Origin of the sequence: Pseudonocardia yunnanensis (assembly GCF_039534065.1) — a bacterium.
Taxonomy (GTDB): domain Bacteria; phylum Actinomycetota; class Actinomycetes; order Mycobacteriales; family Pseudonocardiaceae; genus Pseudonocardia; species Pseudonocardia yunnanensis.
In genome coordinates, this window is sequence record NZ_BAAAUS010000017.1 from 169844 (window position 1) to 195176 (window position 25333).

Sequence of the window (25333 nt, forward strand, 5' to 3'; positions counted from 1 at the left end):
CGATGATCGACGCGGACGTCTTCCACAACCAGCCGACACTCACCGGCGAGCGCGTCCGACTCGAGCCGCTGACACCCGCCGTCCTGATCGACTATCTCGCCACAGTGGACGACCGCGAGGTGCAGCGGCTCACCGGCAGCCACGAGCGTCACGACCCGGACCGCATCGCGCAGTGGCTCGCCACCCGACGAGATCACCACGACCGGGCCGACTGGGCTGCCATCCGCATCACCGACGGCGTGTTCCTCGGCGAGGCCGTGATCAACCAGTTGGACGCCCACAACGCCTCGGCCAACTACCGGATCCTCCTCGGCGGCCCACACCTGAACCAGGGCTACGGCACCGAGATCACGCGCCTCGTTGTGGACTACGCCCTGGGCACGGGCCTGCACAGGCTGAGCCTGAGTGTGTACGACTTCAACCCCCGCGCGCGGCGGGTGTACGAGAAGTGCGGGTTCGTGCTGGAGGGCCGACTACGCGACGCCCTGTATTGGGAAGGCGAGTGGCACGACGAGCTCGTCATGGGCCTGCTCGCCGACGACTCGCGATGAGCACGACGGGCGGTTCCAGCGCCAGATGCGCAGCCCCCGCGGTGTCGTAGCGTGCGTGCGGTGTCGAGCAACTCGCTCTTCAGCGACCACGCGGAGATCTACGCCGAGCACTCCACCCACAGCGGCCCGAACGCCTACTACGAGCGCCCGGCGATCCTGCGGCTGGCCGGAGAGCTGGCGGGCCTGCGGGTTCTGGAACTGGGCTGTGCGGCGGGCGTACTGACCGAGATGCTCATCGACCGTGGAGCCGATGTGACGGCCGTGGACCGTGAGCCACGGCTGGTGGAGTCGGCACAGCGGCGGATCGGGCAACGCGGCCGAGCTGTGGTAGCCGACCTGGAAGAACCGCTCGATATGGTTCCGACCGCATCGGTCGATCTCGTGATCGCCTCGCTCGTCCTGCACTACATCGCCGACTGGCGCCCGCTTCTGTCGGAGCTGGATCGGTGTCTCGTCCCGGGCGGCGCGCTCGTCTTCTCGCTTCACCACCCGATCACGGGGTGGCGGCTGTCGGACCAGACCGACTACCACCGGGGCCGAAGGCAGCATCGACGGAGCGAGCGCTGGATTCTCCAGCATGCCTATTTCCTCGACGAACGCCAGGCGACGCGCTATGCCGAGCACGGCCTGCAGATAACGGTCAGCATCGGATTCACCAACGGCAAGGGAGCGCGAATCCAGCAACGCATGGGCGAGCAGGTCATGGGCCATCTAAACGCGTTCCGTCGAATGATCGACTCCGGCCTCACCGTAGCGGGGAGCAGCTATTGGGGCCCTAAGAACCCATTCGAATGCATCGCGCTCGCGACCACGCACCGGATCGGCGCGGGGCCGTCACACAACGACGGCCCCGCGCAGGTGGTGAGCAGGCGGGAGACCTACGCGATGTGGGGCCGCCGGGCAGCTGAGGTGCTCGGCTGGCGCGGGGTCGGCGACCTGCGACCGGGGAGCCACGCCGACCTGGTCCTCCTGGACCGTGATCCGGTCACCTGCGCCCTCGACGACCTGCCTGACACCCGCGTACTGGCCACAGTTGTCACAGGTCGCACCGTCACCGGCGGGCTCCCCGGCTCATCGCGCTCGGTGCGTTCCTGATCTCCCCAGCGGTGCCGCTGCCCGCTCCGCGGCGGCAACAGCGTTCCTGAACAGCATCGCCACGGTTGTGGGCCCCACTCCGCCGACTCGTGGGGTGATGGCGCCTGCGACCTGGTCGCAGGACTCCTCGACGTCGGGCAGCAGGCGCCGCCCCTGGTAGCGCACCCCGCCGCCGATCACCACGCTGCCCGGGCGGACGTGCTCGGGGCGGACGATGCCGGGCACCCCGGCTGCGGCGATGAGGACGTCGGCGTTTCGCGTGTAATCGGCCCAGTTCGGAACTCCGGTGTGCACGACGGTGACCGCGGCGTCAGCGGTGCTGCGCTTCTGCGAGAGCAGGATCGACAACGGTCGTCCCAGGGTGGCACCACGGCCGAGGACGACGACGTGACGACCCTGGACGGGGATCTCGTAGTGGTCGAGCAGGGCTTCGATCCCTGCCGGGGTGCACGGAACGGGCGCGGGAACGCCTGCGGCCAGACGACCGAGGTTCATGGGGTGCATGCCGTCGACGTCCTTGTCCGGGTCGACCAGCATCAGCGCCTCGCCGTAGTCGAGGTGCCCCGGGATCGGGTACTGGATGAGCAGCCCGTGCACCGCAGGATCGCCGTTGAAGGCGCGGATCACGTCGTGAAGCTGCTGCTGAGTCGCATCGGCTGGAAGATGGGCATGCGGGGACTCGAACCCCAGCTCGGCCGCCTGGCGCTGCTTGATCCTGATGTAGCCGGCGCTCGCATCGTCGTCACCGACGAGGATGGTCGCGAGCGAGGGCGTCACCCCACGGTCGCGGAGCGCCTGCGCCCGGGACCGGACGTCGTTCAGGACTGCCTCCGCGACAGGTGCTCCTGGGAGCAGGCGAGCGGTGGAGGTCTGTGCGATCGACATGGAACCGCCTCGGCGAGAGCCCAGGCGGTCGGCTCCCGCGATCAGGCTTCCCGATGGTGCTCCATCCTCGTCCCGCCAGTCGCGCGCTGCGACCAGCATGCCCGCAACGCCCGTCCGCCGTCGAATCCCACGGTTCGGCGTGCAGGCCTCGAGCCGAGGTCTCTAGTGTCTCGCCGATGACTTCTGCTGGCGATCTTGAGAGCACCCGCGGGATGAAGAGGTTGGGAGATGGTCCTCTCGAAGCGGTAGTCACTGGAGCCGCTGGCGGCATCGGGCTGGCTTTGGCGGAGGCGTTGCATGCCAAGGGGGCCGAGCTTGTCCTGGTCGATGTCGACGCGGCCGGAGTCGCTGCGGCCGCGACGCGGCTCGGTGCGACCGCCGTTACCAGCGATGTCGCCGATCCTGTGGCAATGCAGGCCCTCGCGGACCGCGCGCCGCAGGCCCGGCTGATCTGCCTCAACGCAGGCATCGTCGGCCCGTCGCTCGGTGCGCCATGGGAGGTGCCCGCCGAGGAATGGGACCGCGTGTTCGCGGTGAACGTGGCCGGTGTCGTCAACGGTCTGAGGGCCTTCGTGCCACGGCTGCTCGCGATGGACAAGCCGGCCCAACACCCGGAGGTGCTCGAAGAGGGCATGGTCTTCGCGTTGGAGACCTACTGGCCCTCCGCTGACGGGCTGGGTGCGGCCCGGATCGAGGAGGAACTGGTGGTCACCGCCGACGGGTGTGAGGTGATCACCAAGTTCCCGGCCGAGGAGCTGCTGGTGGCCGGTCGGCGCTACCACACGGTCGGCGGGGAGCTGCCCACCGTGCGCAACGCGCAGTCCCACCTCAACAAGGGCAGGAGCTCCGGGGAGCGTCATTCCTGACGTCTCGAAGATGAACACCACGGGCGATCGACGCCCTTGTCAGCCGACACCGTCCCGCCAAGCCGAGCAGATCCACAACACCAGCAGGGAACGCACCAGCCGACTCCTAGCCGAACTGCACCGTCAGATCGCGGACTCCGCCGGAACCCGCCGCCCGAGCCGGTCGCCCAGCCGAGCTGCCGCGACGAACGACACGACGAGCATCGCGGCGAAGAGCACCCCGATCAGCAGCACGCTGACGTCCACCTCGGGGCTGCCCGTCTCGCCGGCCTGCTTACGGGCCGAGCCGCTGAGGAACGGCACGATGACGAGGACCGCGAGCCCGAGCAGCACCTCCAGGGCGACGACCCGTGGGAAGTGCCGCAGTGTGAGGCGGAGCAGCGATGTGCCGTCGGGATCGATCCGGCGCACCCGCGCGATGCGGGGCAGCAGCGAGAGCTGGTTGAGCGCGCCTGCGATCAGCATCGCGAGCACCAGCACCAGCTTGATCAGCAGGAACCGGCCGTAGGTGGTGGTGAGCAGCTCGGCCGGGGTGCCGACGTGCATCCACAGCAACCAGAGCCCGGATACGAGCACCAGCCCGACGGCGGCCATCGCCAGCGTGCTGAACCATGCCCAGACCACGGCCCAGACGTCCCCGGCGCCGGGGGCGTGCCGGGCGGCCACGGCAAGCCCGGCCAGCATCCCGAGCCCGCCGAGCCAGGTCGTCCCGCCCAGCACGTGCAGCTGGGTGAAGACGCCACCGAGCACCTTCGCGACGCCGCTTCCGCTCGTCGGGACCGCGCCGACCGCCGTGCCGACGACGGCGAGGACGGCGGCGCTGCCGGCGAGTCCCCGCACCCGCGCCCGGGTGGCCGGAACGAGCAGCGCGGCGAGCACGAGCGCCGCCGCCAGGTAGATCGCGAACTGCACGGCCGTCAGCACACCCGATGCCAGCCACTCGCCGTCGGCGGCGGGCTTGCCGACGTACGTCGCGATCGCCGCGGGCGAGAGCGCCGGCCCGAACGGCATCCCCTTCGCGCTGCCTGCGACGGTCGCCGCGAGCTGCAGCCACAGCGCCACGACGAGCACCAAGCCCAGCGCACCGAGCCCGGCCGCCGCCTTCCGGGTGATCGTCGGCGCGGCAGCCGGACCGTGCCGCAGCGCAGGACCGACGGTGAGTGCGTACGTCCCGGCGCCGCCGGTGGCCCCACTCAGTGCGGCGAAGTAGAGGAACTCCGGCAGCACCCGCCAGACCGGCGGGGCGGCGGGCGCAGGCGCTGCGACCGCGAACGTTGAAACGACAACCATGCGGTGAAGTTAGCCTTACCTTGCCTAATGTGGCCTGCTAACTGGATCACACGCAATCAACGCTTATGCCGTTTTCGCTCCGAAACGGGCCCCGTGCACGGCAGCTGCGCGTCGAGAACTGGTCGTGCGCTACCGGCTGGGGTCGATGACGAGCTTGCCTGTCGTCCGGCGCCCCCGTAGCTCGGCGTGCACGCGCTGGACCTCCGACATCGGGTGATCACCGCCATGCACCACCCGCAACTCACCGGCGGCGACCTGTGCGGCCAGCTCCGAGTAGGCTTTGCCGAGCACATCGGGCCGGTCGAATGCGTGCATCAGCCAGAAGCCGCTCACGGACGCCGAGCGGCCCTGCAGCGCACGCGGCGAGATCATCGCCGGCTCGACCCGGCTGGCCATGCCGTAGAACGCGAGCCGGCCGAACGGCGCGAGCGCGGCGAGGCTCTGGTCGGTGACCCGGCCGCCGGTCATCTCCAGGACCACGTCGACCTGCGCGCCGCCGTTCGCGGCACACAACGCCGTAGTGAGATCCTCCTCGGCGGTGTCGACGGCAACGTCCGCGCCGAGCTCCATCGCCAATGCGCGTTTGGCCGGCGTACTGGCGGTGGCAATGACCCGCCCGGCGCCACGCATCTTCGCCAGCTGGACGGCCAGCGAGCCGACTCCGCCCGCCGCCGCATGCACGACGACGCTGTCCCCGGGCCGCACGCACGCCGTGTGGTTCACCAACCACCATGCGGTCAACCCCTGCGCCAGGAGCGCGACCGCCTCGGTGTCGTCGACCCCGTCCGGCACCGCGAAAGCGTGATCGCCGGAGATGACAGCCTTCTCGGCGTACCCACCGTTGTCGATGAGCGCAGCGAGCCGCAGACCCTCAGCGGTACAGCCGACCACCTCGAGTCCCGGCACCAGCGGCAACGTGGCGGCCGCAAGGTAACCGTTCTCGCGCATCAGCGTGTCGGCGAAGTTCACCCCGCACCGCGCCACGTCGATGAGCACCTGCCCGGGCCCCGGCTCCGGCTCCGGGAGTTCGCGCACGATCACGACCTCCGGCCCGCCCAGCTCCCTGATCTGCACAGCACGCATGACAACGCTCCGATACTTGATACCTACTGGTACTCAGTACCATATGGAACGTCGGTCGCGAAGGCTAGACTGCTGCGGTGTCACTGCGAGAGCGCAAGCAACAGCGAGCCCGCGAGGAGATCATCGAGGCGGCCTTCGACCTGTTCGCTGAACGCGGCTACGCGAACGTGACCGTCGCCGACATCGCAGAGCGGGCCGAGGTCGGTCGCACGACGTTCTTCCGGTACTTCGGCGACAAGCAGGAAGTCGTCTTCGCCGGCGAGCAGGACTGGCTCGACGACGTCACCACACGGCATCGCGCCCACGAACACACCGGCCCGCCGACGCTGACGGAAGCGATCGCAATGCTGCGCGACACCGTGGCGGCGATCTGCGCTTCCGCGACCCGGAATCCCGGACACTACCTGCGGCGAGAGCAACTCATCGCGGAAAACCCCGAGCTCGAGGACCGGTCGGCGCGCAAACAGCGACTGTTCACCTCCGCGATCACCGAGATCCTGCGCGAACAGGGCGCCTCGGCCTCGACGTCGGCACTCGCCCCGCAGATCGCGCTCGCCTGCTACACCGCGGGCCGACTGATCGCAGCCGGCGATCCCGCCCTGCTCGGCCCCAGTGTGGACGCGGCGTTCGAACAACTCTTTCGCTGAATCCGACGGACCCGGCTAGGCACTCACCGACATCCGCTGCCGATGACTAGGAAAGGCGTTCTGTCGACCCCGCGGCGAGCGCAGCCGCGATGTTCTCCATGATGTTCGTGACCATCGCCCCGTACTGATCATCACCGAGTGCGTCACTTACAGACCGGGCCCGAGCAAGGAAATCGGCGGCCTGCTCCGCGTCGCCGAGGCGCCGGTGGTCGTCGGCAAGACTCAGGTAGAGCGACGGCATAAAGCTACGGACCTGCAGCGACTCGTCGAACTTCTGCGCGCGTTCGTCGGTGACCGCGGCAACGGCAGCCAACGCTCGTTCGTCCCACATCAGCTCGCTATGGTCGTCTTCCTGGAGATCCGCCGTGAAGTGCGCGATCACGCACCGGTGGAAGGCATCGCCGTCGTCCTCCCCGATCTCGGTCCAGAGCGCCTCAAGTGCAGCCCGGGCCTCTGCCCTGTCACCCGCGCGCCCACGCTCAACAGCAGCGGTCAGGCGAGCCATCACATCGTCGTTCATCTGCGCCCCCATCTGACGGGTGTCGATCCATTCAAGGATCAAGCCTTGTGGAGGTCGAGAGTCAACTTTGCGCTCGCGTCCACCCCGCCCCGGCGGGCTCGAGGTGGTGATCTCCTCGCCGTCCGCAGCTCTGGGCCGGTGCCAAGTGCGTCGCCGGCCAGGACCGGAATGGCAGGCAACCGGTCTTGCGGATTAGAAGGCCGTGACCAGCGCGCCTCGAACTCTTAGAGCTCCTCGGCCGATCCAATGGCACACGGCCGCAGTGGGAGTACCGCGGCTTACGTGGGAGGGGAAGTTGTCCCGTGCGCGGTCATTCGCCGTCAGATGCTGCCCGCCCGGTCAGTTCATGCTGCCCGCCAGCACCTGGCATCGGCAGTCCCCACCGAGTATCCAGGGGATTGATGATCTCGCGGGAGAAGAGAGACCCCCGTGCACGCTCACGAGAAGGCCAGACACACCGGGGCCGACGGCGGCCGTACTCCAGCCCGCAAGCCCGAATCCGCCTCATCCACACAGCTTCGTGGCCTGCTCGGCCTGCAGGCCAGCGCGGGCAACGCCGCAGTCGTCCAGATGCTCCGCCAGGCCGGCCACCCCTGGACCCAGGAGCAGCACCAACATAGCGCCGGATGCGGCCACCAACAGACCGCACCACCCCAGCAGCCCGCGGTGCAGCGCTCCACCGTCCACGACGTGCGGGAGGCGCCGGCTCGGGCGGTGAACGCCACCCCGCTGACTGTTCGCGCGCACGCTCCGCTCACGCCACAAGGCATGCCAACGCTGCAACGGACGGTCGGCAACCAGGCGGCGACTGTCGTGGTTGCTCGCAAGCCACAGCCACAGCAGCAGGAGACGCCGCAGCAGCAGGGTGGTGGTGGCGGTACCGGCGGCTATCTCCACGGCTGGCTCGTGTGGTTGTTCGCGTGGTTCGCGTGGCTCACGCGCAATGCACAGCGACAGGCGCCGGTCGCGGTGGAGGCTCAGCCCGTCGCCGAGCCGACCCCGCCGCCGGTCGCCGCGCCGAAGGCCCTCGCCGAGGAGGCCCCGCCACCAACCACGGCGCCGGTGGTTACCGCCAAGGAACAGCCGGTGATCTCGCCGTACGAGCGCGTCGAGCTGCGCACCAAGTTTCGCAAGCTGTCGGACGAGGTCGACGAGAAGAAGGGCGTCAAGCTGCGGGCACGCGTCGACAAGCTCTCCGAGGAGATCGAGCCGCTACTGAAACCGGGAGCAGACCTCACGGTGGACAAGCTTAAAAAGCTCGAGCACGAAATCGACAACATATACCGTGCGATCGAGAAGGCGTCCTCTTCTCAACCCGAAGCGGGCGAGAGCTCGACAGAGCCCGCTGTAACCAACGATGAGGGCCAGCGACCCGTCGTAATCCAGTACGGCACCATCGGTTCGGACGCCGCGGGATGGGGGGAGTACGGCCACGTGGTCGAGCGGGTGATCGGAGAGATGCTGGCCGGCCGCGTGACGCTCGGGCCGGACTTCAAGCCACAGCTGGCCGGCCTCTCGGTCAGGGCGCACTGGCAGCAGGGCGACTCGCAGAACTTCATCAAGGTCTATCTCGACGCGGAGGATCGCGGCGCAGGGACCCAGATGCGCGGCTACTTCCGCTATAAGGTTGTCGGAGAGAGCCTGGTGATCAAGTTCGTTGCGATCCGGAAGGAACACGGCGGCGGCGGTCAAGGCACCACGCTGCTCGGCGATTCCACGGAGGTCGTGAGCGAAACAGAAAGCTAGCTCTCAGCGTCCCCTGAATGGTGAGTTCCTACAGCGCCGCCGATCTCATGGCGATACCAAGACCGAGTCCATCCGCGTCCCAAAGCCAACTTTCCGACGTCGTCCTCCGCGCCCTGCTCGCCGATCTCGACTCCCCACGAACCAGCGCTGGGAGCGGTGGTGATCTCCGAAGCGTCGCCGGGCACGGGCGGAGCCCGCAATCATCACTCGGCTTGGTTGAGCCGGCGCGACGCTCGTTTGCTGGAGTACACGGCGAATCTCGCGTCGTCCCGGACGCCCTCGACGCCCTCGACCAACCCTGGCCGGCGGATCTCTCGGTCGTAGACCATCCCGAGGCGTTCCATGACTGCACGCGATCCGCGGTTGTGGACCTCGGTGAATGCGATGACGGTGTCTGCGTCGGTCGTCTGGTCGATGAAATCGAGGCTCGCCCGGCCGATCTCGGTCGCGTAGCCGCGTCGCCAGAACCTCTGGCGTACCGCCCAACCGATCTCGACGTCCTCGCGGTCCAGGACCTCGGTTCGGGACGGTCCGCCGCGACCGATCAACTCCCCCGTGACCCCGTCGTAGGCGAGCCATTTCCCCAGGCCGCCAGATATCCAGGATCGCTGCATGGCGGCAGCGGCAGCGGCGGTGTGCTCGACGGACCGGGCGCCGCCGTACCAGGCCGCGATCCCGGGATCCTGATGGAGTTCCCAGAGATCATCGACCAGGGCGGCGGTGATCGGGCGTAGACGCAGGCGAGGCGTGGTGCGCTCAGTGGCGACCGGGTCAGCAGCAGACATCGTTGATCATTATTCGCCGAGTCTGGCCATCTGCGTGATCCCGCGGGCGGCGCTGGCAGCGCGGTTCCTCCGCCGGCCGTGGGCCGGATGGCCGGCGTCGGCGGCCGCGATCGGGCCGAAGGTGGAGGGAGCGAGTCGGCGGGGCCGGCCAGGATGACGCGGTCCGTGCATGGTCCACGCAGTTCGTTCTTGCCCTCGCACGCCGGGTCCTGGTGGGGATCTCCGCGCGGCGGGGGCTCGTCCCTGCCGTCTCGGCGCGCCGTGAGGAGATCACCACCCCGCCGCACTCCCCCGATCTCCGAAGCGGTACCGGGCGCGGGCGGACTCCGTTCGTGTCGCGGTTCGTCGGTGCGCGGTCCCGGGATGCTCGCAGTCATGTAGTGCGCTAGGGAACCAACGGCCCTATGCATAATCCAGGCAGTGACTACGAGCCTGGTCGTGACGCTGCTCGTCGCCTCGGGCGCGGCCTACGTCCTTGCGTTGCTGTCGGCGGTGGCGGGTTTCGGCGGCGGGGTGCTGCTGCTGCCGGTGTTCACGGCCCTGTTCGGGCTGCGCGTCGCTGTCCCGGTGCTGACCCTGGCTCAGATCAGCAGCAACGCCAGCCGCGTGGTGTTCAACCGTGCCGACCTGCAATGGCGTCTGATCGGCCGGTTCTGCATCGGCGCGATCCCCTTCGCCATTGTTGGCGCTCTGTTGCTCTCCTCGGCGCCCCTCGCTCCGCTGCAACGCGCCCTGGGGGTCTTCTTGATCGCTGTGGTCGTGTGGCGGCGAGTGAAGCCACAGCCCCGCCCTCCGGGTGATGCGGCGTTCGTAGCCGTCGGTGCAGCATCTGGGCTCGGATCCGCCCTCCTCGGCTCGGTCGGACCGCTCACCGCGCCCTTCTTCCTGGCCAAGGGTCTGCGACGCTCCACCTACATCGGCACCGAAGCAGCGTGCGCGCTGGCGATGCACTTGACCAAGACGGCGGCCTACGGCGCGACCGACCTGCTCAATCCTCGTGTGCTCCTGCTCGGGCTGACCCTCACACCCGCCACGCTCCTGGGCGCTTGGACCGGGAAGAAGCTGGTCGGACGCATCAGCGACCGGGTGTTCGTCGCCCTCGTCGAGGTCGGTCTCATTGCTGCGGGGCTGCTGTTCCTCCTCGGCATCGGCTAGCTCTCGTTGCGGTGAGTACGGGGAGATTCAGAAGCCAGGCAAGGACCAGAGCACCGATCAACCCTCGAACTTTCGACCCAGGACACTAGGCCGCGTTCGCCTTGTCTATGAAGCCGCTTCGGTCGAGCTCGCTGACCACGCTGCTGTCGTAGAAGTCCTGTGCGGTATGGCGCTGCAGCTCCCGGCCGGGGAACAGCTGCATGACCAGCTTGATGCCATCGACGCCGGGGTATGGCTTCTCCGGGAACCGGGCGACTTGGCGATACATGTCCTGCTGCTGCTGAGGATCGGTGACGCCGTACCACTTTGCCAACGCGCCGTAGACGACGTCCGGATTCTTCCTCATGAGGGCGTACGACTCGATCGTCGCCTTGAGGAAGCGCACCGCAGTATCCCTGTTGCCCTTGAACCACCCGGTCTCCGCGTTGATGCCGGAGCCCGCGATCGGAATGTGATAGTCCGACAGGTCTGCGAGGTCTTTTGCACCGTTCTTGACGGCCATGGTGTAGTAGATCTCGCTTGCGATGAATGCGTCGACCTTTCCCGCTTTGAGGGCCGAGTAGTCCGCACCCCCACTCACCAGTGAGATATCGCGGCCCGGGATCCAGCCCTTCTGCCGCAACAGTGCAAGCGCGATCAGGTTGCTCACCGAACCAGGGGCGGTGAAGCCGAGGCGTTTACCCTTGAGGTCGTCGATGGACGCCACGGCCGTGTTGCTGACGACGTGGAAGCCCGCCTCGCTGTCGGTGGTGGCGAGAATGACGCTCTGTCCTACGCGAGCGTCCGTCGTCATCGAGTAGATCAACGGACTACCACCGCCGACCGAGATCTGGGCGTCGTCCCCGCCGCTCCTGCTGACGAATTCGTCGGGCACGGTGATGCCGCTGCGCCGGATGCGGTCGGCTGCGCCCGCCGTGATGAACTCGTGCACGTCCAGCCCGTATTTCTGGTAGATGCCGTTGTCGGCGGCTACCAGGAAGGCGACCTTGTTCAGGGAGACGTCGCCGAGCGAGACGCTGAGTGGCGTCAGATTCTGCGCGACTCCGGGCGTGGGGCCCGGCCCGATCGCGGCGCACGCTGAGCAGACGAGCACCACGGCCAGCCACAACCAGACACCAAGCCGGGCTCGGCGCAAACGGGATTTGCGCATGCTTTCAGTCCCTTCATCTACCGGCCGCGAGGAGACCGCGTTCCTGACAGCGCTCAACACGATCACCGCGTACCCATGCGATGTTGATCGCCCAGTCGTTCTGCCCACCCCCAACCCGACGAACCTGGAAAGCCGAACAGACCGGCTAGCTCACCCTGCCTCCAGCTCAAATCGCCGCCGATCAACAAGATTCTCTCGTCGACAAGAACCTCACAATCTCGACCGCGGATCCAGGCTGAGACAATTCGGCATAAAATTGCCAACGTCGGCCTCGTCGGCCCGCTACCTCGCTACGACGGCGCCTGCGCGGGCCGAGGCCGACCGGGTTCCGGGCGAACGTGGACGGAGCGCAGCACGACAAGTGGTACGACTACCACACGAACATGTACGTGACGTGAGCCTGCAGCTCAGCTTGATGCATCGTGATCGAGGGTCAGAAAAATGGACAGTGATCGTGTCGACGCTGTCATCGGAGCCCACCGTCGCGCACGCGTCGTTCAGCCTGCGCTTCCCCACCCTCGGCCTGGCTGCCGTCTCGGCGCGTCGTGAGGAGATCGCCACCCCGCCGCCGCACTCTCCTGATCTCCGAAGTGGCGCCGGGTCCGGGAGGAGCCCGGATGATCTCTTTGGCGGATCGGCGCCTACTGTTTCCGGCGCTTTCTGCAGCTCCCGACGACCTTGGAGCAGCCATGTCCTTGTTCCCGTCGATCGAGCCGTACGCCTCGGGGATGCTCGACGTGGGCGACGGCCAATCCGTGTACTGGGAGTGCTGCGGCAACCCCCACGGGAAGCCCGCGCTGTACCTCCACGGAGGCCCGGGGGGCGGAAGCCGGCCCGGCGCACGACGCTACTTCGACCCCGAGCGGTTCCGGGTCGTCCTGTTCGACCAGCGGGGGTGCGGTAGAAGCCGACCCTCCGCCGCTGATCCCCGTACCGACCTCCGCGTGAACACCACGCACCACCTACTCGAGGACATCGAGAAGCTCCGGGAGCTGCACAAGATCGAGGCCTGGGTCGTCCTGGGTGTCTCCTGGGGCACGACGCTCGGTCTTGCTTACGCCCAGGCCCACCCCGAGCGCGTGAGCGGCTTGGTACTCGCCGGGGTGACCACCACCTCAACCCGAGAGGTCCAGTGGATCACCGAGGACGTCGGGCGCATCTTCCCCAGGGAGTGGGGCCGGTTCGCCGCCGCGGTCCCCGCCCAGCTTCGGGATCAGCGCCTGGTGGATGCCTACGCCACGCTGCTGACCGATCCGGACCCCTTGGTTCGCGAGCACGCGGCCCGCGAGTGGTGCCTGTGGGAGGACGCGCACGTCTCCCTTACGCCAGGTCACCGACCCAACCCGCGTTACGAGGACCCCGACTTTCGCTTCCTGTTCGCTCGCCTGGTGACGCACTACTGGCGCAACGCAGCGTTCCTACCCGACGACCAGCTCGTCCGGGAGACAGCGTCGTTGGACGGGATACCTGGGGTACTGATCCACGGCCGGTACGACGTGAGCGGCCCACTGGAGACAGCCTGGCGGCTGCACGAGCGGTGGAGAACGAGCGAACTGCACGTCATCAACGACGCCGGACACGGAGGCGGTGACACCTTCCAGAACACTCTGGTGGGATCGGTGAGCACCTTCGCCGAGGAAGGATCGGCCGGCTGAGGCCCGCCGGCCGCGCCGGCCGGAGGTATAGGCGCGGGCCGACGGGCCCGCAATGCCGGCCGGCAGGCGCGACGCTTCGATCCATGCTTTACACGTGGTCGTTCAACGCGCGTACCCGTTCGGCGGGCCCGCCACCGGACGAGTTGGTCCGTGCAGAGCGGCGGATCTCAGCCAACACGCGGCCATCAGCCGACCTCGCTGAGACTGCGGTCCTTTGACCTGCTCTCGATGCCCTCGCGCTCCGGACCTACGCAAGGAGGCCCCGTCGCTGACGGCGAAGGGTTGGGGCGAGCTGTACCTGACCACCTCTGGCACCGTCCGCCGGTCGCTCATGGAGCCAATCGGGCACCCAGCGCGAGCCCCCGTCAGCTCAAGCACCGCGGTACCGAGGAGGTCCGCATCGTCCCGTCCCCACCGGAGCTGACCGCACTCCTGTGGCGGGGTGCACGGCTGGCTCATGATCAAACTATGACCACTTGACTGCCACGCTGGTCCATAGCCTCTGTCATCAAGCGACAGTTCCTGTCAGTTGATCCTGATTCACCTCCGGGCAACCGATCGACCAGATCGAGTTCATAGAGCCATACCTGCGGACGGAGCTTCCGGAACGAGTTCTTTAGCGAGATCCGACGGATGTCGGTCGAATAGTTGCGGTACGGATCGGCCGCCTCGGTCACCGTCACAGAGATGGCGATCGCGAGCTTCCGGGCCGGCCACAGCGTGGCCGGCCTGCTGCGGGTCTACGCCAAGTGCATCGCCGGCCAGGAAGAGGCCGCCCGGCACCGCGCCGCCCTGGCGCTCGGGCTGCACCACAAGAGAACTCGACCTGACCACGCATTTGCCACAACCCCCGGGCACGGCCGGCCGACGCCGTGCGTCAGTGCCCCAGAGGCTCTGTAAGGCCGTGGGACGGGGTGCAAATGACGGGAGGACAGTGATCGGCGGCGCAGAGAGTGAGACGCCGCCGGCCCGGCACGCCCGAGGTGCGCCACGGAGTGTCTGACGCGGTCCCGCTCGTAGTCGCGGGTCAACCGGCGGGCGCGATCGACGGCAGAGTGCCCTGGCGGGGCGTCCCCGGGCCGCCACACCCGACGGACGCGGGCGCTCATGGGCGTCCATGCCTGCCGTGTCGTCCTGGCCAGCCCAACGTCCCACCCGGGACTCTGCGGGACTGCCGCGTGACTAAATGCCTTCCTCTGGACGCTCAGGTCTTTGCAGCCGCCGTCTGCGGTGCCGGCAGGTTGACCGACCGGGCTGAGTCCGCGACGAAGCAGTCGTTCACGACTGCCTCACCAAACGCCCCGTCCAGCAGGCGCTGGAGATCGTCAAGACTAGGCGCCTCCCAGATACACATCCCCCGGCTGGCGTCCTCTTGCGTGACGCTCGCGAGGAGCACATAACCGGGCGGAAGGTTGAGGTCTCCACTCATCACGCTGTCCCACCCTGCGGGGTCGCGGATTTCGTGTACCACTCCGAGGTGCATAACGGCCTCCTTCACCTCTCGAGGGGACGGCGAGTATCTCGCTGGACCTCCATGGTCGTAAGCCCTCCCGCCTTGGTCATTAGTGCAATTTCCTGGCAGCCGCGATCGGACATCACACCCGAGTCGAGACTCCACCCGCATATATCCGCATTTGCGCATTTTGACCGTTTTGCGACAAGCGGTTGTGCGTCGCGAAACCTGAAGTGGATGTTGCTCATGAACCCCTGATCTGAACGGTCCGGCCTGGATAGCGGCGGGGCCGAGGGATACGACGTGGTCGACTGGGCGGGCTGGTGCCGACCATGGCCGCCGCAAAGCGACGACGGAGGATGACGACGGGGCTGAGGTGGCGTCGCAGCCATCACCGGAAGGTCCGTCTGCTCGGAGCATCCCGGCTTCGACGGACCCGCAATCTGGACCGCCCGCGTCGATGGAGGTCGAGTGACCGAGTGGCGGGTGTACGACGACGGCCCCGGCCACGCGTGAGCAGCTCGGCTTACCACTCCCAGTCGCGCGGGCCCCTGCGCTCCACGCCACCACGCCCGCACCGAGAGGCGCGTCGAGCATGATCACGCTCGTGTAGCGCCGGTTCGGGCGGACTCAGTTGTACTGGCCTATCTCCATCCGTCAGACCCCGAGGGGTGTCGTGTCGGCAGGTGTCGACGTGCCGCCCCGGCCGATGAACTCCCAGCCCACCGTCTACCGCGTCCATCGACGCCCTGGCCCTGCTCACTTGCCAGCCTGTCGTCGTTCTCACCGCCGTCATGGCCCGCCAAGACCTGGAACACCAACCCACGACCCTTCGCCTGGATCGAGACAGCCGACGAGATCCTCACCTCCCTCGCCGACTACCTCCACAAGATCAGAAGCCAGGCAAGGACCAGAGCACCGATCAACCCATCTTCTGACGCAGGACACTAGGTCGCGTTCGCCTTGTCTATGAAGCCGCTTCGGTCGAGCTCGCTGACCACGCTGCTGTCGTAGAAGTCCTCTGCGGTATGGCGCTGCAGCCCCCGGCCGGGGAACAGCTGCATGACCAGCTTGATGCCATCGACACCGGGGTAGGGCTTCTCCGGGAACCGGGCGACTTGGCGATACATGTCCTGCTGCTGCTGAGGATCAGTGACGCCGTACCACTTGGCCAACGCGCCGTAGACGACGTCCGGATTCTTCCTCATGAGGGCGTACGACTCGATCGTCGCCTTGAGGAAGCGCACCGCAGTGTCCCTGTTCCTCTTATACCACCCGGTCTCCGCGTTGATGCCGGAGCCCGCGATCGGAATATGGTAGTCCGACAGGTCTGCGAGGTCTTTTGCACCATTCTTTTCGGCACTGGTGAGTGATGGCGCGGACTACTCGGCCCTCAAAGCGGGCAGGGTCGACGCCTTCATCGGTAGCGAGATCTACTACACCATGGCCGTGCTGTTGAGGAGGTCGACCGTCGCGTGGTCGTCAATCCGGAACAAGCCGGCCGGCTGCTCGCCGCAGTGAGCCGCCAGGGCGAGTCGGGCAAGCGACTCGTCGCATTCTTCGGGCTGATGTACTACGCCGCCCTGCGACCCGGTGAGGCCGCGCACCTCCCGGCATCGGCGCTGCACATCCCCGCCGAGGGTTGGGGAGAGCTGTTTCTCCCCGGCTCAGCTCCGACGACCGGGGCGGAATGGAGCGACAGCAGGCGACGTCGTGACGAGCGCGGGTTGAAGCACCGCGCCCGAGAGGCGATCCGCATTGTTCCCTCCCCTCCGCCGCTGACAGCCCTCCTGCGGGCCCATCTGGACGAGTTCGGGGCGAACGGCAAGGGACGCCTGTTCGGATCGATGCGCGCCGGTGACGGCGATCTCTCCGACAGCGTCTACGGACGCGTGTGGGCGAGCGCCCGCACCGAGGCGCTGACGCCTGACGAGGCAGCCTCACCGCTCGCGCGACGGCCATACGACCTGCGCCACGCCGCCGTCTCGACATGGCTCAACGCCGGAGTACCGCCGACACAGGTCGCAGAGTGGGCCGGCCACAGCGTGGCGGTCCTGCTGCGGGTCTACGCCAAGTGCATCGCCGGCCAGGAGGACGCCGCCCGACACCGCGTCGCCCTGGCGCTCGGTCTGCCGCCACGCGACGGCTCGGCTTAACCACGCATTTGCCACAGCCACCCAGGCACGGCCGGACGGCGCCGGACGCTATCGGACACAGCAGAACGGCCCCCGTCTTGCGTTTCCGCAGTTCAGGGGCCGTTCGGCCTGGGTGTGGCAGGTGAAGGATTCGAACCTTCGTAGGCTAATACTGCAACGGTACTTCGGCGTGTCGTGAGAGGCTGAGCCCGGAGAGGCCGGGGCGCTGTCCCGGTGCCAGCCGCTGACGAGGTGTGGCTTCGCCATGCTGCGATCACGCCACAGGCCGAAGCCCTCGACTGCACGCCCTTGGCCTTGAGGCGAGTGACTCCGTGGCGTCCGGCCATGGAGCCTGCGCGAAAACCCGTTGGCGGACCGCGGCGGCCACCGCTACTTTCCCGGTGGCCGTGCGAGAGATCGAGGAGGTGGTACCCGTGAACGCAGTATCGACATGGGTGCTCCCCTCCGGGGTCACGGTCGGGCGATAGGTCGTCCGGGAGCGCCGTTCACGAGCACTCCCGAAAGGCACGACCATGCGATTCACTTCCGAACAGCGCCTCGATAACGGCGTCCTCGAACGCGAATTCACCCTCGGCGAGATCCCCGGCATCCTGTGGACGCCCGCATCCGCATCCGCACCGGTCCCGCTGATCCTGCTCGGCCACCCCCCGCTCGGACTGCACAAGATGTACCCCCGGCTGGTGGCGCGGGCCCGGCACTCTGCGGCGGAGGGCTTCGCTGCGGCCACCATCGAGCTCCCCGGGAGCGGTGACCGGCCCCGTTGGGCCGCCGCCGAGCAGGCCCGCGCCGACCTGCGCCGGGCTATGGAGGCCGGCGAGCCGGTCAGCGACGAGATCATCGACGCCCTCATCCTCCCGCTCGTCGACAAGGCGGTCCCGGAATCGCAGGCCGCCCTGGACGCCCTCCTGTCGCTGCCCGAGATCGGCGGCCCGGTCGGGTACTCAGGGGGAGTGATCTCCATCGGCATCCGGCTGGCGCTGGTCGAGCCGCGCATCGTGGCCGCCGGCTTCTTCGCCGGGAGTTTCGTGCCTCGCACCATGTTCGAGGAGGCCCGACAGGTCACCATTCCGCTGCATGTCCTGCTGCAGTGGGATGACGAAGGCAACGACCGACAGGCGGCCCTGGACCTGTTCGACGCCTTCGGCTCCAAGGAGAAAACGCTGCACGCCAACATGGGCGGGCACACCGGTGTCCCGCAGTTCGCAGGGGAGGACGCGGCCGGGTTCTTCGCCCGGCATCTGCGCTAGCCGCGGGCCGGGGCTCCGCCGCCAGGGCCAACAGCAGGCGGTAGGCGGCGCCGGCCAGGATGCCGCTCATCGAGGACAGGTCCCGGCCTTCCCGATGGCGGCGGCCAGCAGATGCGGTGCGGGCTGCGTTCCCGATTCCGCCATCTTGGTCCGAACAACCCACCTGCTCAGGGACCGGACCTAGTACTGCAGTTGATCAGTTGGGTGGTCGTTCGCCGCGGCGACGGTAGGGGCAGGCGCGGGCTTGGTGTTGGCGTTCACGGCGCCATCTCGACCAGTGCATGACGTGGTCGATGCAAGCCAGAGGTGTGATCACCAGCGCGGCGAGCAGACGGCGGATCTCGTTGCCACTCAGCGGGGTCAGCCGTGGGCCGCTGGCTGGAGGTCCCCCTTTTCGGCCTCCCGGTCGTGCGCAGGTCGCGGAGTGGGCCGGCCACAGCGTGGCTGTCCTGCTGCGGGTCTACGCCAAGTGCATCGCCGGCCAGGAGGACGCCGCCCGACACCGCGTCGCCCTGACACTCGGTCTGACACGACACGACGGCTCGGCCTAACCACGCATTTGCCACAGCCACCCAGGGACGGCCGGCCGACGCCGGACGCCACCGGACACAGCAGAACGGCCCCTGTCCTGCGTTTCCGCAGTTCAGGGGCCGTTCGGCCTGGGTGTGGCAGGTGAAGGATTCGAACCTTCGTAGGCTAAGCCGACGGATTTACAGGCAACCAATCATGCCAATCAGAAAGACGCCCTGACCTGCGCGTCTCGACCGACGCATACCCCTCCGCCGATCTGCTGGCCCACGGATGGCCCACGGTTGCAGTCGATATCGCGTCAACGAGCGTGCCATCGGCTTGACTGGGCTGGCCACCTCCCTGATCGCCAGATCTCCAACTAGAGGGCAGGAACGGCTCATAGCGAGCTCGGATTGTGCGCAATGTCGATGCATTGGCGCTGTGAAGGGGCCGTAGCAAGCACATACTTGGTGGTGAGGCTTTCTATACGTCTAGAGATGGTGTGCGGGCGGTGTGACCGGTCGACCAACGCCCGACAGCCCGTGTTCGCGCTAGCGGCGGATCTAGGCGTGCACGGTGTTGCGGGAGACAAGCGATCGGCGACCTCGACCACCGGGCACCGGGCACCGGGCACCGGGCACAGAACCTCCATCACGGCGTGATAGCGCTGCTCCACGACGCTCAACTCCCGCCAAGGATCGGCCAGGAACGCGGGGATGGCCAAGCCGAGCCTACGGGGCGGGGCCATCACCTCGAGCGCCACGCAGGTTGTCGCGGAGGACTCGCGTCGTCGGGTGGTCGCAACCGAGCACCCGCTCCCGATCGGCCAGGCTGGCCTCAAACAGCGGGAGGGCCTCCTCCAGCCGACCCGCCGACGCATAGGTATAGGCGAGGTTGTCGCGCGAGGTGAGGGTGTCGGGATGGTCGGGACCCAGCACCCGCTCCCGATCGGCCAGGGTGGCCTCGTACAGCGGGAGGGCCTCCTCCAGCCGACCCGCCGACGCATAGGTATAGGCGAGGTTGTTGCGCGAGGCGAGGGTGTCGGGATGGTCGGGACCCAGCACCCGCTCCCGATCGGCCAGGGTGGCCTCGTACAGCGAGAGGGCCTCGTCTAGCCGACCCGCCGACTCGTAGACGGAGGCGAGGTAGTTGCGCGAGGCGAGGGTGGCGGGATGGTCGGGACCCAGCACCCGCTCCCGATCGGCCAGGCTCGCCTCAAACAGCGGGAGGGCCTCGTCTAGCCGACCCGCCGACTCGTAGACGGAGGCGAGGTTGTCGCGCGAGGTGAGGGTGTCGGGATGGTCGGGACCCAGCACCCGCTCCCGATCGGCCAGGGTGGCCTCGTACAGCGGGAGGGCCTCCTCCAGCCGACCCGCCGACGCATAGGTATAGGCGAGGTTGTTGCGCGAGGTGAGGGTGTCGGGATGGTCGGGACCCAGCACCCGCTCCCGATCGGCCAGGGTGGCCTCGTACAGCGAGAGGGCCTCGTCTAGCCGACCCGCCGACTCGTAGACGGAGGCGAGGTTGTTGCGCGAGGCGAGGGTGGCGGGGTGGTCCGGACCGAGCGCGCGCTCGCACTCGGGAGCGACGGCCTCGTACAACGAGATGGCCTCGTAGAGCCGACCCGCCGACGCATAGACGCGGCCGAGGTTGATGCGCGAGGCGAGGGTGTCGGGATGGTCGGGACCGAGCACCCGCTCACAGTCGGCGAGGGTGGCCTCGAACAGCGGAAAGGCCTCGTCCAGCCGACCCGCCGACTCGTAGACGGAGGCGAGGTTGTTGCGCGAGGCGAGGGTGTCGGGATGGTCGGGACCGAGCACCCGCTCGCACTCGGGAACGACGGCCTCGAACAGCGAGGTGGCCTCCTCCAGCCGACCCGCCGACTCGTAGACGGAGGCGAGGTTGTTGCGCGAGGCGAGGGTGGCGGGATGGTCGGGACCCAGCACCCGCTCCCGATCGGCCAGGGTGGCCTCGAACAGCGGAAGGGCCTCCTCCAGCCGACCCGCCGACGCATAGGCGGAGGCGAGGTTGTTGCACGAGGCGAGGGTGTCGGGATGGTCGGGGCCGAGCACCCGCTCACAGTCGGCGACGATCTGTACGCCGACTTGCGTCGCCTGGCTGAGGTCGGCAATTTCAGTCATGTGTTGTACCGCCCAGATCACTAGCCCGACGGGGAGATCGGTTGGTGGAACTGCAGGGCCGAGACCGACACGCCAGAGCGCCAGAATGTGCGGAACGAGCTGCGTGCCCAGTTCGCGGTGTGCCCACGCCTCTCGTCTGGGAATCAGCAGCCGCTCCAGGGCGTCAGCGACGTGGTCGATCGCAGCGGTCAAAGTCCCGTTGGTCGCGGCATTTTCTCGGACGACTCGTCCGACCAGGTTGTGCATGACGACCGAGGCGCCGGCCTCGGCCCACACCAGGAGCGACAACGCAGCCAGCCGCCCGAGCATGCGGTCGACCCGAGCATGTTCGGCTGCGCCCCCATCAGGCGCGGCGATCGCGTACAGGACGTCGCGCTGCACGCCGGTCGGGGACAGCACGGCCATGGCCGTCATTACGTCTTTGGTGAGGCCGTCGTCCCCGCTATCGACCGCCCGGATCGCCGCTTCCAAGGACAGCAGGATCGCCTCGGCCACGCCCTTCGAGTACGCGTCCCCAGCGCGGCGGGGCAGCATCTCCGTAACGGGCAGCGCCCGCAGCCGTTCGAGATAGGTCGAGTAGTCAAGCCGGTCGAGGGTTACCACCGAGGCCGCCTGGGCCAAGGCCACCGGCAGGTCTCCCAGCTCGTCCGCTACCGCGGCGGCGCCGGCGTCGTCGTCGAGCTCGGTCCGTTCCCGCAGGTAAGCCAATGACTGCTCGCGGGTGAACACCGACACCTCCACCGCGGCGCCCAGCCTGGTGAACGCCCGGTCGGTACTCGTGATGATCACCCGGGTGGTTCCGACGGCGGGCAGCCACGGGCGTACGTCGTCGGCATCGACCGCGTTATCGATCACGAGTACGGCGGGGTCGGGGCGGGTCTGGAGGTGTTCGCGCAGGTTGGCCGCCGATACCGCCGAATCGCCCTCCGGGTCGGCCAGTCCCAGCTTGTGGGCCACCTCGGCGAACCCGACGATGCACGCCCCGGGCGTCTCGGCGGACACCCACGCCACCAGCGGGCAGCCCTGTTCCGCCGCGCGGCGGGCGTAGGCCGCCGCCAGTTGGGTCTTGCCCACCCCCCGAGCACCGGTCAGCGAGCACACCACTGCCACCCGGTCACCATCCGCGAACGCCGCCTCGAGTTCGGGCAGCTCCGGACGATCGAGGAACCCAGGCGGTGTACCGGGCAGCTCGCCCACCACCAGCCGGCCTAGCTGGCTGGCCGGCGGCGGTGCCGGCATCGGCACGGTCACCGGCCCCTGCGGCGCAACGATCACCACGGACCCAGTGGTCGCGCTGACCGATCCGATCGCGGGACCACTCTCCGACACCGCGGATTGAGCGCCTGCCGTGAGCACCGTTCTCGGCCCGTCGGACTCCGAGGGCGAGGCGCGTGCCGTAAAAGCCGCCAGCACCGCCGACAGCAGCACCAGCACCCCGACGGTTGGCCACAACACGTCGCCGTTGTTCAACCAGTCCGGGATCGGTAGCGCGGTCGCCCAGTTCGTCGCAGCAGCCAACGCGGCCATACACAGCGCGAGGGTGAACGCTAAGGCCGGAGCTACCCAACGCCGGACGGGACGCGAAGCAGAAGCCGGCGCCATGCGTCCTCGACCCCCCACCACCGCACCCACCATCGATCCCTGGCGCCGAACCACCCCGGCAATGGTCAGCGGCGTTCCCGTTCCAGACACAGCATTCTGGCAGTAAAGCCGCGAAGTACAGCAACGCCATCAGCCCGCGACCGCCTCCAAGCCGTCGACCTCTCACGACGCCGCAAGTGACCGGAGCGCCGCAAGTTCACACCGAAACGCTCGATAGTTCGACAAGCGAGCGCGCGTCGACGTCCCTTGCCGGGACGGGCCGGACCGCGCCCGACGGCATGCGCGTCCGCTCCTCCGCCTGGCGGCTCCGGGCGGCCGCGCCTATTGGCCGCCGGCCATACGCCTGGGCGACGTGGAGGAGGTCATCCCCACTGGCCGCAGCTCGTCTTAGCGTGCCCGGACGGTCTCGACCCTCTGCGCGCCCCGATCCCGCAGTGGTAACGACGAGCAGAATCGTGGCGGCGCCGTCGGGGTCCGAAAGCGGGATCGGGGGTGCCGGGTTGACACCGTCCCGTCCCGCCAGAGTCGGCCAGGATCGCGGGGATGGACACGAGTGACGACCAGCTTCTGGTGGGCCGCCAATGTGCTTGTAGGTACTGAGATCAGACTGTCGGCGACCCTTGGTACTGTGCGAATCGAGGACCTCGGAAAGACAGTTGCGCCACCTTCACCTACGGAGTAGCGAGTGACAGAAAGTGTCCGAGCTTGGGCTGATCGGTCTAATACGATCGGGATCGTGCCAGGCAAGAAGCAGAACCGCCGAGAGGCCTTACGTGAGATCCTGGCACAACTTCCGGCCCAGTCGGGAACGGCAATTCGGATTGCCATGGCATCCGGCGAGGAAGTATCGGTTTCCGTCGACGATCTATGCGTCAAGCAGTTGTCGCGGGGGGCACTCGTGAGACGAGATGGGGATGGCCGGTGGCACCCAGCCGACGCCGTGACCGACTGGCTGAACGATGATGACGATGTCAAGTTTGCCGAGTACCTCCACGCCAACGTGAAGCTTTTTGGCGAGCTCCTTGAAAACATCGAAGGCGCGCGCTCCAAAAACGATTTTATTGGCATTGCAAATCGATACGGTCTGCCTTGGGCGAGTACCGACCAGCTCTATCGTCGTGTCGGGTGGATGGAGATGCTGGGCCTGGTCGAGCGATGGGGAAGCAATAAATGCGTTATCACTGAAGACGGCAAAGAATTCCTTCGTCGCGTAACGCTCACTACCGCGGCCGAAGCCGTCGGTGTCGAGTCCGAAGTTTCTGATGATGAGGTTACACTTCCCCCACCAGGTAATGTTGTTGAAGCACTCCTGAGAAGTTCAGCCGAGCGTCGAATGACCATCGGGTACATTCCACGGGGAAGGAAGGCTCCGGAGCGCGATTCAACGGCGAGTTCCCAGGCACCGTTGGATGCTATTCGGACTCTCGTCGCCCTGGTCGGAGAGAGTGTGACTGTCGAAGAGTACTCCAAGCGATGCCTCGATCAATTAGGAGTAAAGCAGTCGTCGGCGACGCAGACGATGCACACAATGCGCCAGATGAGGGTGTTCGACATGGTGGCCTACAATCAGTATGGCCCAAACCCCGACGTTGTCGAACTCCTCGACCTCGGCAACGAGCTCGACTTCGTCCGATATCTTCATTCTCGCTACCACTTTATCGGCGAAGTGCTTGCGCACCTCGACGAAGCAACACCTGTCCCCGAAGTGGCTAGGATCGCAAGCGAACGCTACGGCTTCACTTCCATCGACAGCAGCGAAATCCGGATCAGAATGGGATTCCTGGCCGACGCGGGCCTCGTCGACCGAATCGACTGGACGCGATATCGAGCCACATCTCTCGGCAAGATGTTGGTCGAGGAACTAACTCTTGAATCACCGCTAGGCAGCGAGGCTGAGCATTCGATTGACGAGAGTGACGCCACGGGCTCGGACTCAGACGAAACTGAACGCATCATCGCTGACTTGCGAGAATATGGTCGGCGCGCAGATCGGAGCGAAGAATTTGAGCGTACGGTCGCCTACGCCTTCAGCTTCTTAGGATTCTCAACGCAGCACATGGGAGGTGCTGGCCGAACTGACGTTGTCGTCGATGCCGAATTGCCAGGAAAGGACTCTTACCGGGTGATCGTCGATGCGAAAGCGTCGGGCACTGGTATCATTTCAGACAACGCCGTAAAGTTTGACGCCCTGAAGGACCACCAAAAGAAGCACCGGGCCGACTTTGGTGCGGTGGTCGGACCTGACTTTGCTGACCGCGTGCGCGAATGGGCATCCAATAACAAATTTACTTTGCTCACGATCGAAGACCTGGCTAATCTGATGGCACGACACTCGACGCACCCCCTCACGCTTATTGAGCTACGCATGCTCTTTCAGCGCGAGGGCGATGATCTCGCGGACATAGAAGAACAGTACGCCGCCTCTTCCCGATCTGCGGCATTGCTGGCCAAGATCGTGGAACTGCTCTACGAGGAGGCATGCGAGGATGATCCCCTTCTGGAAGGATATATCAGTCTCGAAGCCGTTAGTTACGCCCTGCGGAAGGAGTTCACTCCCCGGCCGACCCAGGGCGCCGTCGAGGAGAGTCTACAGTTTCTGGGACACGACCTCGTCAGGGGCGTAGTGCGAAATGGCACCAAGTATAAATTGGCAGATGCTCCTGTCAATATCAAGCGACGTTTAGCTGGTCTCGGCGTTGGAATGAGCAGGAGCTCAATTGCATAGCGTTGATGTAGGCGATGTTGATGTAGGCGATGGTGGCTGAACGTGCGTACTCGGTGCAGTTTAGGACACGG

General features: G+C 67.1%; 19 protein-coding genes and 1 riboswitch. Of the genes, 10 read left to right on the forward strand and 9 right to left on the reverse strand.

Annotated features, from left to right (window positions below; genetic code table 11):
* Nucleotides 1–2 precede the first annotated feature (2 nt).
* Together ABD743_RS17600 and ABD743_RS17605 are read left to right on the forward strand one after the other, a co-directional pair.
* Entirely contained in the window at nucleotides 3–551 is a 549-nt protein-coding gene (locus ABD743_RS17600) for a GNAT family N-acetyltransferase (RefSeq protein ID WP_344723154.1), read from the forward strand.
* A gap of 60 nt (nucleotides 552–611) precedes the next feature.
* On the forward strand, nucleotides 612–1646 hold the full coding sequence (locus ABD743_RS17605; RefSeq protein WP_344723155.1) for an amidohydrolase family protein: 1035 nt from the start codon (nucleotides 612–614) through the stop codon (nucleotides 1644–1646).
* On the opposite strand, the gene ABD743_RS17610 is transcribed toward ABD743_RS17605, so the two are convergent.
* Nucleotides 1623–2531 carry a bifunctional 5,10-methylenetetrahydrofolate dehydrogenase/5,10-methenyltetrahydrofolate cyclohydrolase gene (locus ABD743_RS17610; protein ID WP_344723156.1) on the reverse strand — a complete coding sequence of 303 codons (909 nt, stop codon included), beginning with the start codon at nucleotides 2529–2531 and terminating at the stop codon, nucleotides 1623–1625. The genes ABD743_RS17605 and ABD743_RS17610 overlap by 24 nt on opposite strands.
* Before the next feature lie 11 nt (nucleotides 2532–2542).
* A riboswitch (ZMP/ZTP riboswitch) is annotated at nucleotides 2543–2624 on the reverse strand.
* A 119-nt stretch (nucleotides 2625–2743) separates the two neighbouring features.
* On the opposite strand from ABD743_RS17610, the gene ABD743_RS17615 reads away from it, so the two are divergent.
* Nucleotides 2744–3397, forward strand: a complete 654-nt coding sequence (locus ABD743_RS17615; RefSeq protein WP_344723233.1) for an SDR family NAD(P)-dependent oxidoreductase — start codon at nucleotides 2744–2746, stop codon at nucleotides 3395–3397.
* Between the two features lie 123 nt (nucleotides 3398–3520).
* Here ABD743_RS17615 and ABD743_RS17620 read toward each other — a convergent pair whose 3' ends face one another.
* Together ABD743_RS17620 and ABD743_RS17625 are read right to left on the reverse strand one after the other, a co-directional pair.
* On the reverse strand, nucleotides 3521–4687 hold the full coding sequence (locus tag ABD743_RS17620; protein WP_344723157.1) for a CopD family protein: 1167 nt from the start codon (nucleotides 4685–4687) through the stop codon (nucleotides 3521–3523).
* 129 nt (nucleotides 4688–4816) lie between these two features.
* Complete coding sequence (locus ABD743_RS17625) at nucleotides 4817–5770, reverse strand: quinone oxidoreductase family protein (RefSeq protein WP_344723158.1); 954 nt, start codon at nucleotides 5768–5770, stop codon at nucleotides 4817–4819.
* A 77-nt stretch (nucleotides 5771–5847) separates the two neighbouring features.
* On the opposite strand from ABD743_RS17625, the gene ABD743_RS17630 reads away from it, so the two are divergent.
* Nucleotides 5848–6417: a TetR/AcrR family transcriptional regulator gene (locus tag ABD743_RS17630; protein WP_344723159.1), complete on the forward strand. Its 570-nt coding sequence runs from the start codon at nucleotides 5848–5850 to the stop codon at nucleotides 6415–6417.
* A 46-nt stretch (nucleotides 6418–6463) separates the two neighbouring features.
* Here the strand turns inward: ABD743_RS17630 and ABD743_RS17635 are convergent, their stop codons facing one another.
* A complete protein-coding gene (locus ABD743_RS17635) occupies nucleotides 6464–6937 on the reverse strand; it encodes a hypothetical protein (protein WP_344723160.1) in 474 nt (157 codons plus the stop codon).
* A 429-nt stretch (nucleotides 6938–7366) separates the two neighbouring features.
* Between ABD743_RS17635 and ABD743_RS17640 the strand changes: the two genes are divergently transcribed.
* Nucleotides 7367–8683, forward strand: a complete 1317-nt coding sequence (locus ABD743_RS17640; RefSeq protein WP_344723161.1) for a hypothetical protein — start codon at nucleotides 7367–7369, stop codon at nucleotides 8681–8683.
* A gap of 203 nt (nucleotides 8684–8886) precedes the next feature.
* Here the strand turns inward: ABD743_RS17640 and ABD743_RS17645 are convergent, their stop codons facing one another.
* Nucleotides 8887–9468, reverse strand: a complete 582-nt coding sequence (locus ABD743_RS17645) for a GNAT family N-acetyltransferase (protein WP_344723162.1) — start codon at nucleotides 9466–9468, stop codon at nucleotides 8887–8889.
* 420 nt (nucleotides 9469–9888) lie between these two features.
* Here ABD743_RS17645 and ABD743_RS17650 point away from each other — a divergent pair, with 420 nt between their 5' ends.
* Entirely contained in the window at nucleotides 9889–10623 is a 735-nt protein-coding gene (locus ABD743_RS17650) for a sulfite exporter TauE/SafE family protein (RefSeq protein WP_344723163.1), read from the forward strand.
* A gap of 85 nt (nucleotides 10624–10708) precedes the next feature.
* Here ABD743_RS17650 and ABD743_RS17655 read toward each other — a convergent pair whose 3' ends face one another.
* Nucleotides 10709–11773: an ABC transporter substrate-binding protein gene (locus tag ABD743_RS17655; protein ID WP_344723164.1), complete on the reverse strand. Its 1065-nt coding sequence runs from the start codon at nucleotides 11771–11773 to the stop codon at nucleotides 10709–10711.
* Nucleotides 11774–12462: 689 nt separating this feature from the next.
* Here ABD743_RS17655 and pip point away from each other — a divergent pair.
* Entirely contained in the window at nucleotides 12463–13428 is a 966-nt protein-coding gene (gene pip, locus ABD743_RS17660) for a prolyl aminopeptidase (protein WP_344723165.1), read from the forward strand.
* 1204 nt (nucleotides 13429–14632) lie between these two features.
* Here the strand turns inward: pip and ABD743_RS17665 are convergent.
* Nucleotides 14633–14926 (reverse strand): hypothetical protein, encoded by a 294-nt coding sequence (locus ABD743_RS17665; RefSeq protein ID WP_344723166.1) that lies wholly within the window; start codon nucleotides 14924–14926, stop codon nucleotides 14633–14635.
* Nucleotides 14927–15828: 902 nt separating this feature from the next.
* Entirely contained in the window at nucleotides 15829–16128 is a 300-nt protein-coding gene (locus ABD743_RS17670; protein ID WP_344723167.1) for a substrate-binding domain-containing protein, read from the reverse strand.
* A gap of 228 nt (nucleotides 16129–16356) precedes the next feature.
* Here ABD743_RS17670 and ABD743_RS17675 point away from each other — a divergent pair, with 228 nt between their 5' ends.
* Both ABD743_RS17675 and ABD743_RS17680 read left to right on the forward strand, forming a co-directional pair.
* The gene (locus ABD743_RS17675) at nucleotides 16357–17037 is read left to right on the forward strand and encodes a tyrosine-type recombinase/integrase (protein ID WP_344723168.1); all 681 of its coding nucleotides are present in this window, start codon (nucleotides 16357–16359) and stop codon (nucleotides 17035–17037) included.
* Between the two features lie 512 nt (nucleotides 17038–17549).
* Nucleotides 17550–18284, forward strand: a complete 735-nt coding sequence (locus ABD743_RS17680) for an alpha/beta fold hydrolase (protein ID WP_344723169.1) — start codon at nucleotides 17550–17552, stop codon at nucleotides 18282–18284.
* Between the two features lie 1241 nt (nucleotides 18285–19525).
* Here ABD743_RS17680 and ABD743_RS17685 read toward each other — a convergent pair.
* Nucleotides 19526–22462, reverse strand: coding sequence for a tetratricopeptide repeat protein (locus ABD743_RS17685; protein WP_344723170.1), 2937 nt, complete (start codon nucleotides 22460–22462; stop codon nucleotides 19526–19528).
* 811 nt (nucleotides 22463–23273) lie between these two features.
* Here ABD743_RS17685 and ABD743_RS17690 point away from each other — a divergent pair.
* On the forward strand, nucleotides 23274–25262 hold the full coding sequence (locus ABD743_RS17690) for a restriction endonuclease (RefSeq protein ID WP_344723171.1): 1989 nt from the start codon (nucleotides 23274–23276) through the stop codon (nucleotides 25260–25262).
* The last annotated feature ends 71 nt before the right edge of the window (nucleotides 25263–25333 follow it).

Excerpts from the sequence above, each read along its gene's own strand:
- ABD743_RS17655 (WP_344723164.1), bottom strand. The coding sequence starts at position 11,773 with ATGCGCAAATCCCGTTTGCGCCGAGCCCGGCTTGGTGTCTGGTTGTGG.
- ABD743_RS17645 (WP_344723162.1), bottom strand. The coding sequence starts at position 9,468 with ATGTCTGCTGCTGACCCGGTCGCCACTGAGCGCACCACGCCTCGCCTG.
- pip (WP_344723165.1), top strand. The coding sequence starts at position 12,463 with ATGTCCTTGTTCCCGTCGATCGAGCCGTACGCCTCGGGGATGCTCGAC.
- ABD743_RS17615 (WP_344723233.1), top strand. The coding sequence starts at position 2,744 with ATGAAGAGGTTGGGAGATGGTCCTCTCGAAGCGGTAGTCACTGGAGCC.
- ABD743_RS17600 (WP_344723154.1), top strand. The coding sequence starts at position 3 with ATGATCGACGCGGACGTCTTCCACAACCAGCCGACACTCACCGGCGAG.
- ABD743_RS17610 (WP_344723156.1), bottom strand. The coding sequence starts at position 2,531 with ATGTCGATCGCACAGACCTCCACCGCTCGCCTGCTCCCAGGAGCACCT.
- ABD743_RS17620 (WP_344723157.1), bottom strand. The coding sequence starts at position 4,687 with ATGGTTGTCGTTTCAACGTTCGCGGTCGCAGCGCCTGCGCCCGCCGCC.
- ABD743_RS17635 (WP_344723160.1), bottom strand. The coding sequence starts at position 6,937 with ATGAACGACGATGTGATGGCTCGCCTGACCGCTGCTGTTGAGCGTGGG.
- ABD743_RS17680 (WP_344723169.1), top strand. The coding sequence starts at position 17,550 with ATGCGATTCACTTCCGAACAGCGCCTCGATAACGGCGTCCTCGAACGC.
- ABD743_RS17685 (WP_344723170.1), bottom strand. The coding sequence starts at position 22,462 with ATGGCCGCGTTGGCTGCTGCGACGAACTGGGCGACCGCGCTACCGATC.
- ABD743_RS17625 (WP_344723158.1), bottom strand. The coding sequence starts at position 5,770 with ATGCGTGCTGTGCAGATCAGGGAGCTGGGCGGGCCGGAGGTCGTGATC.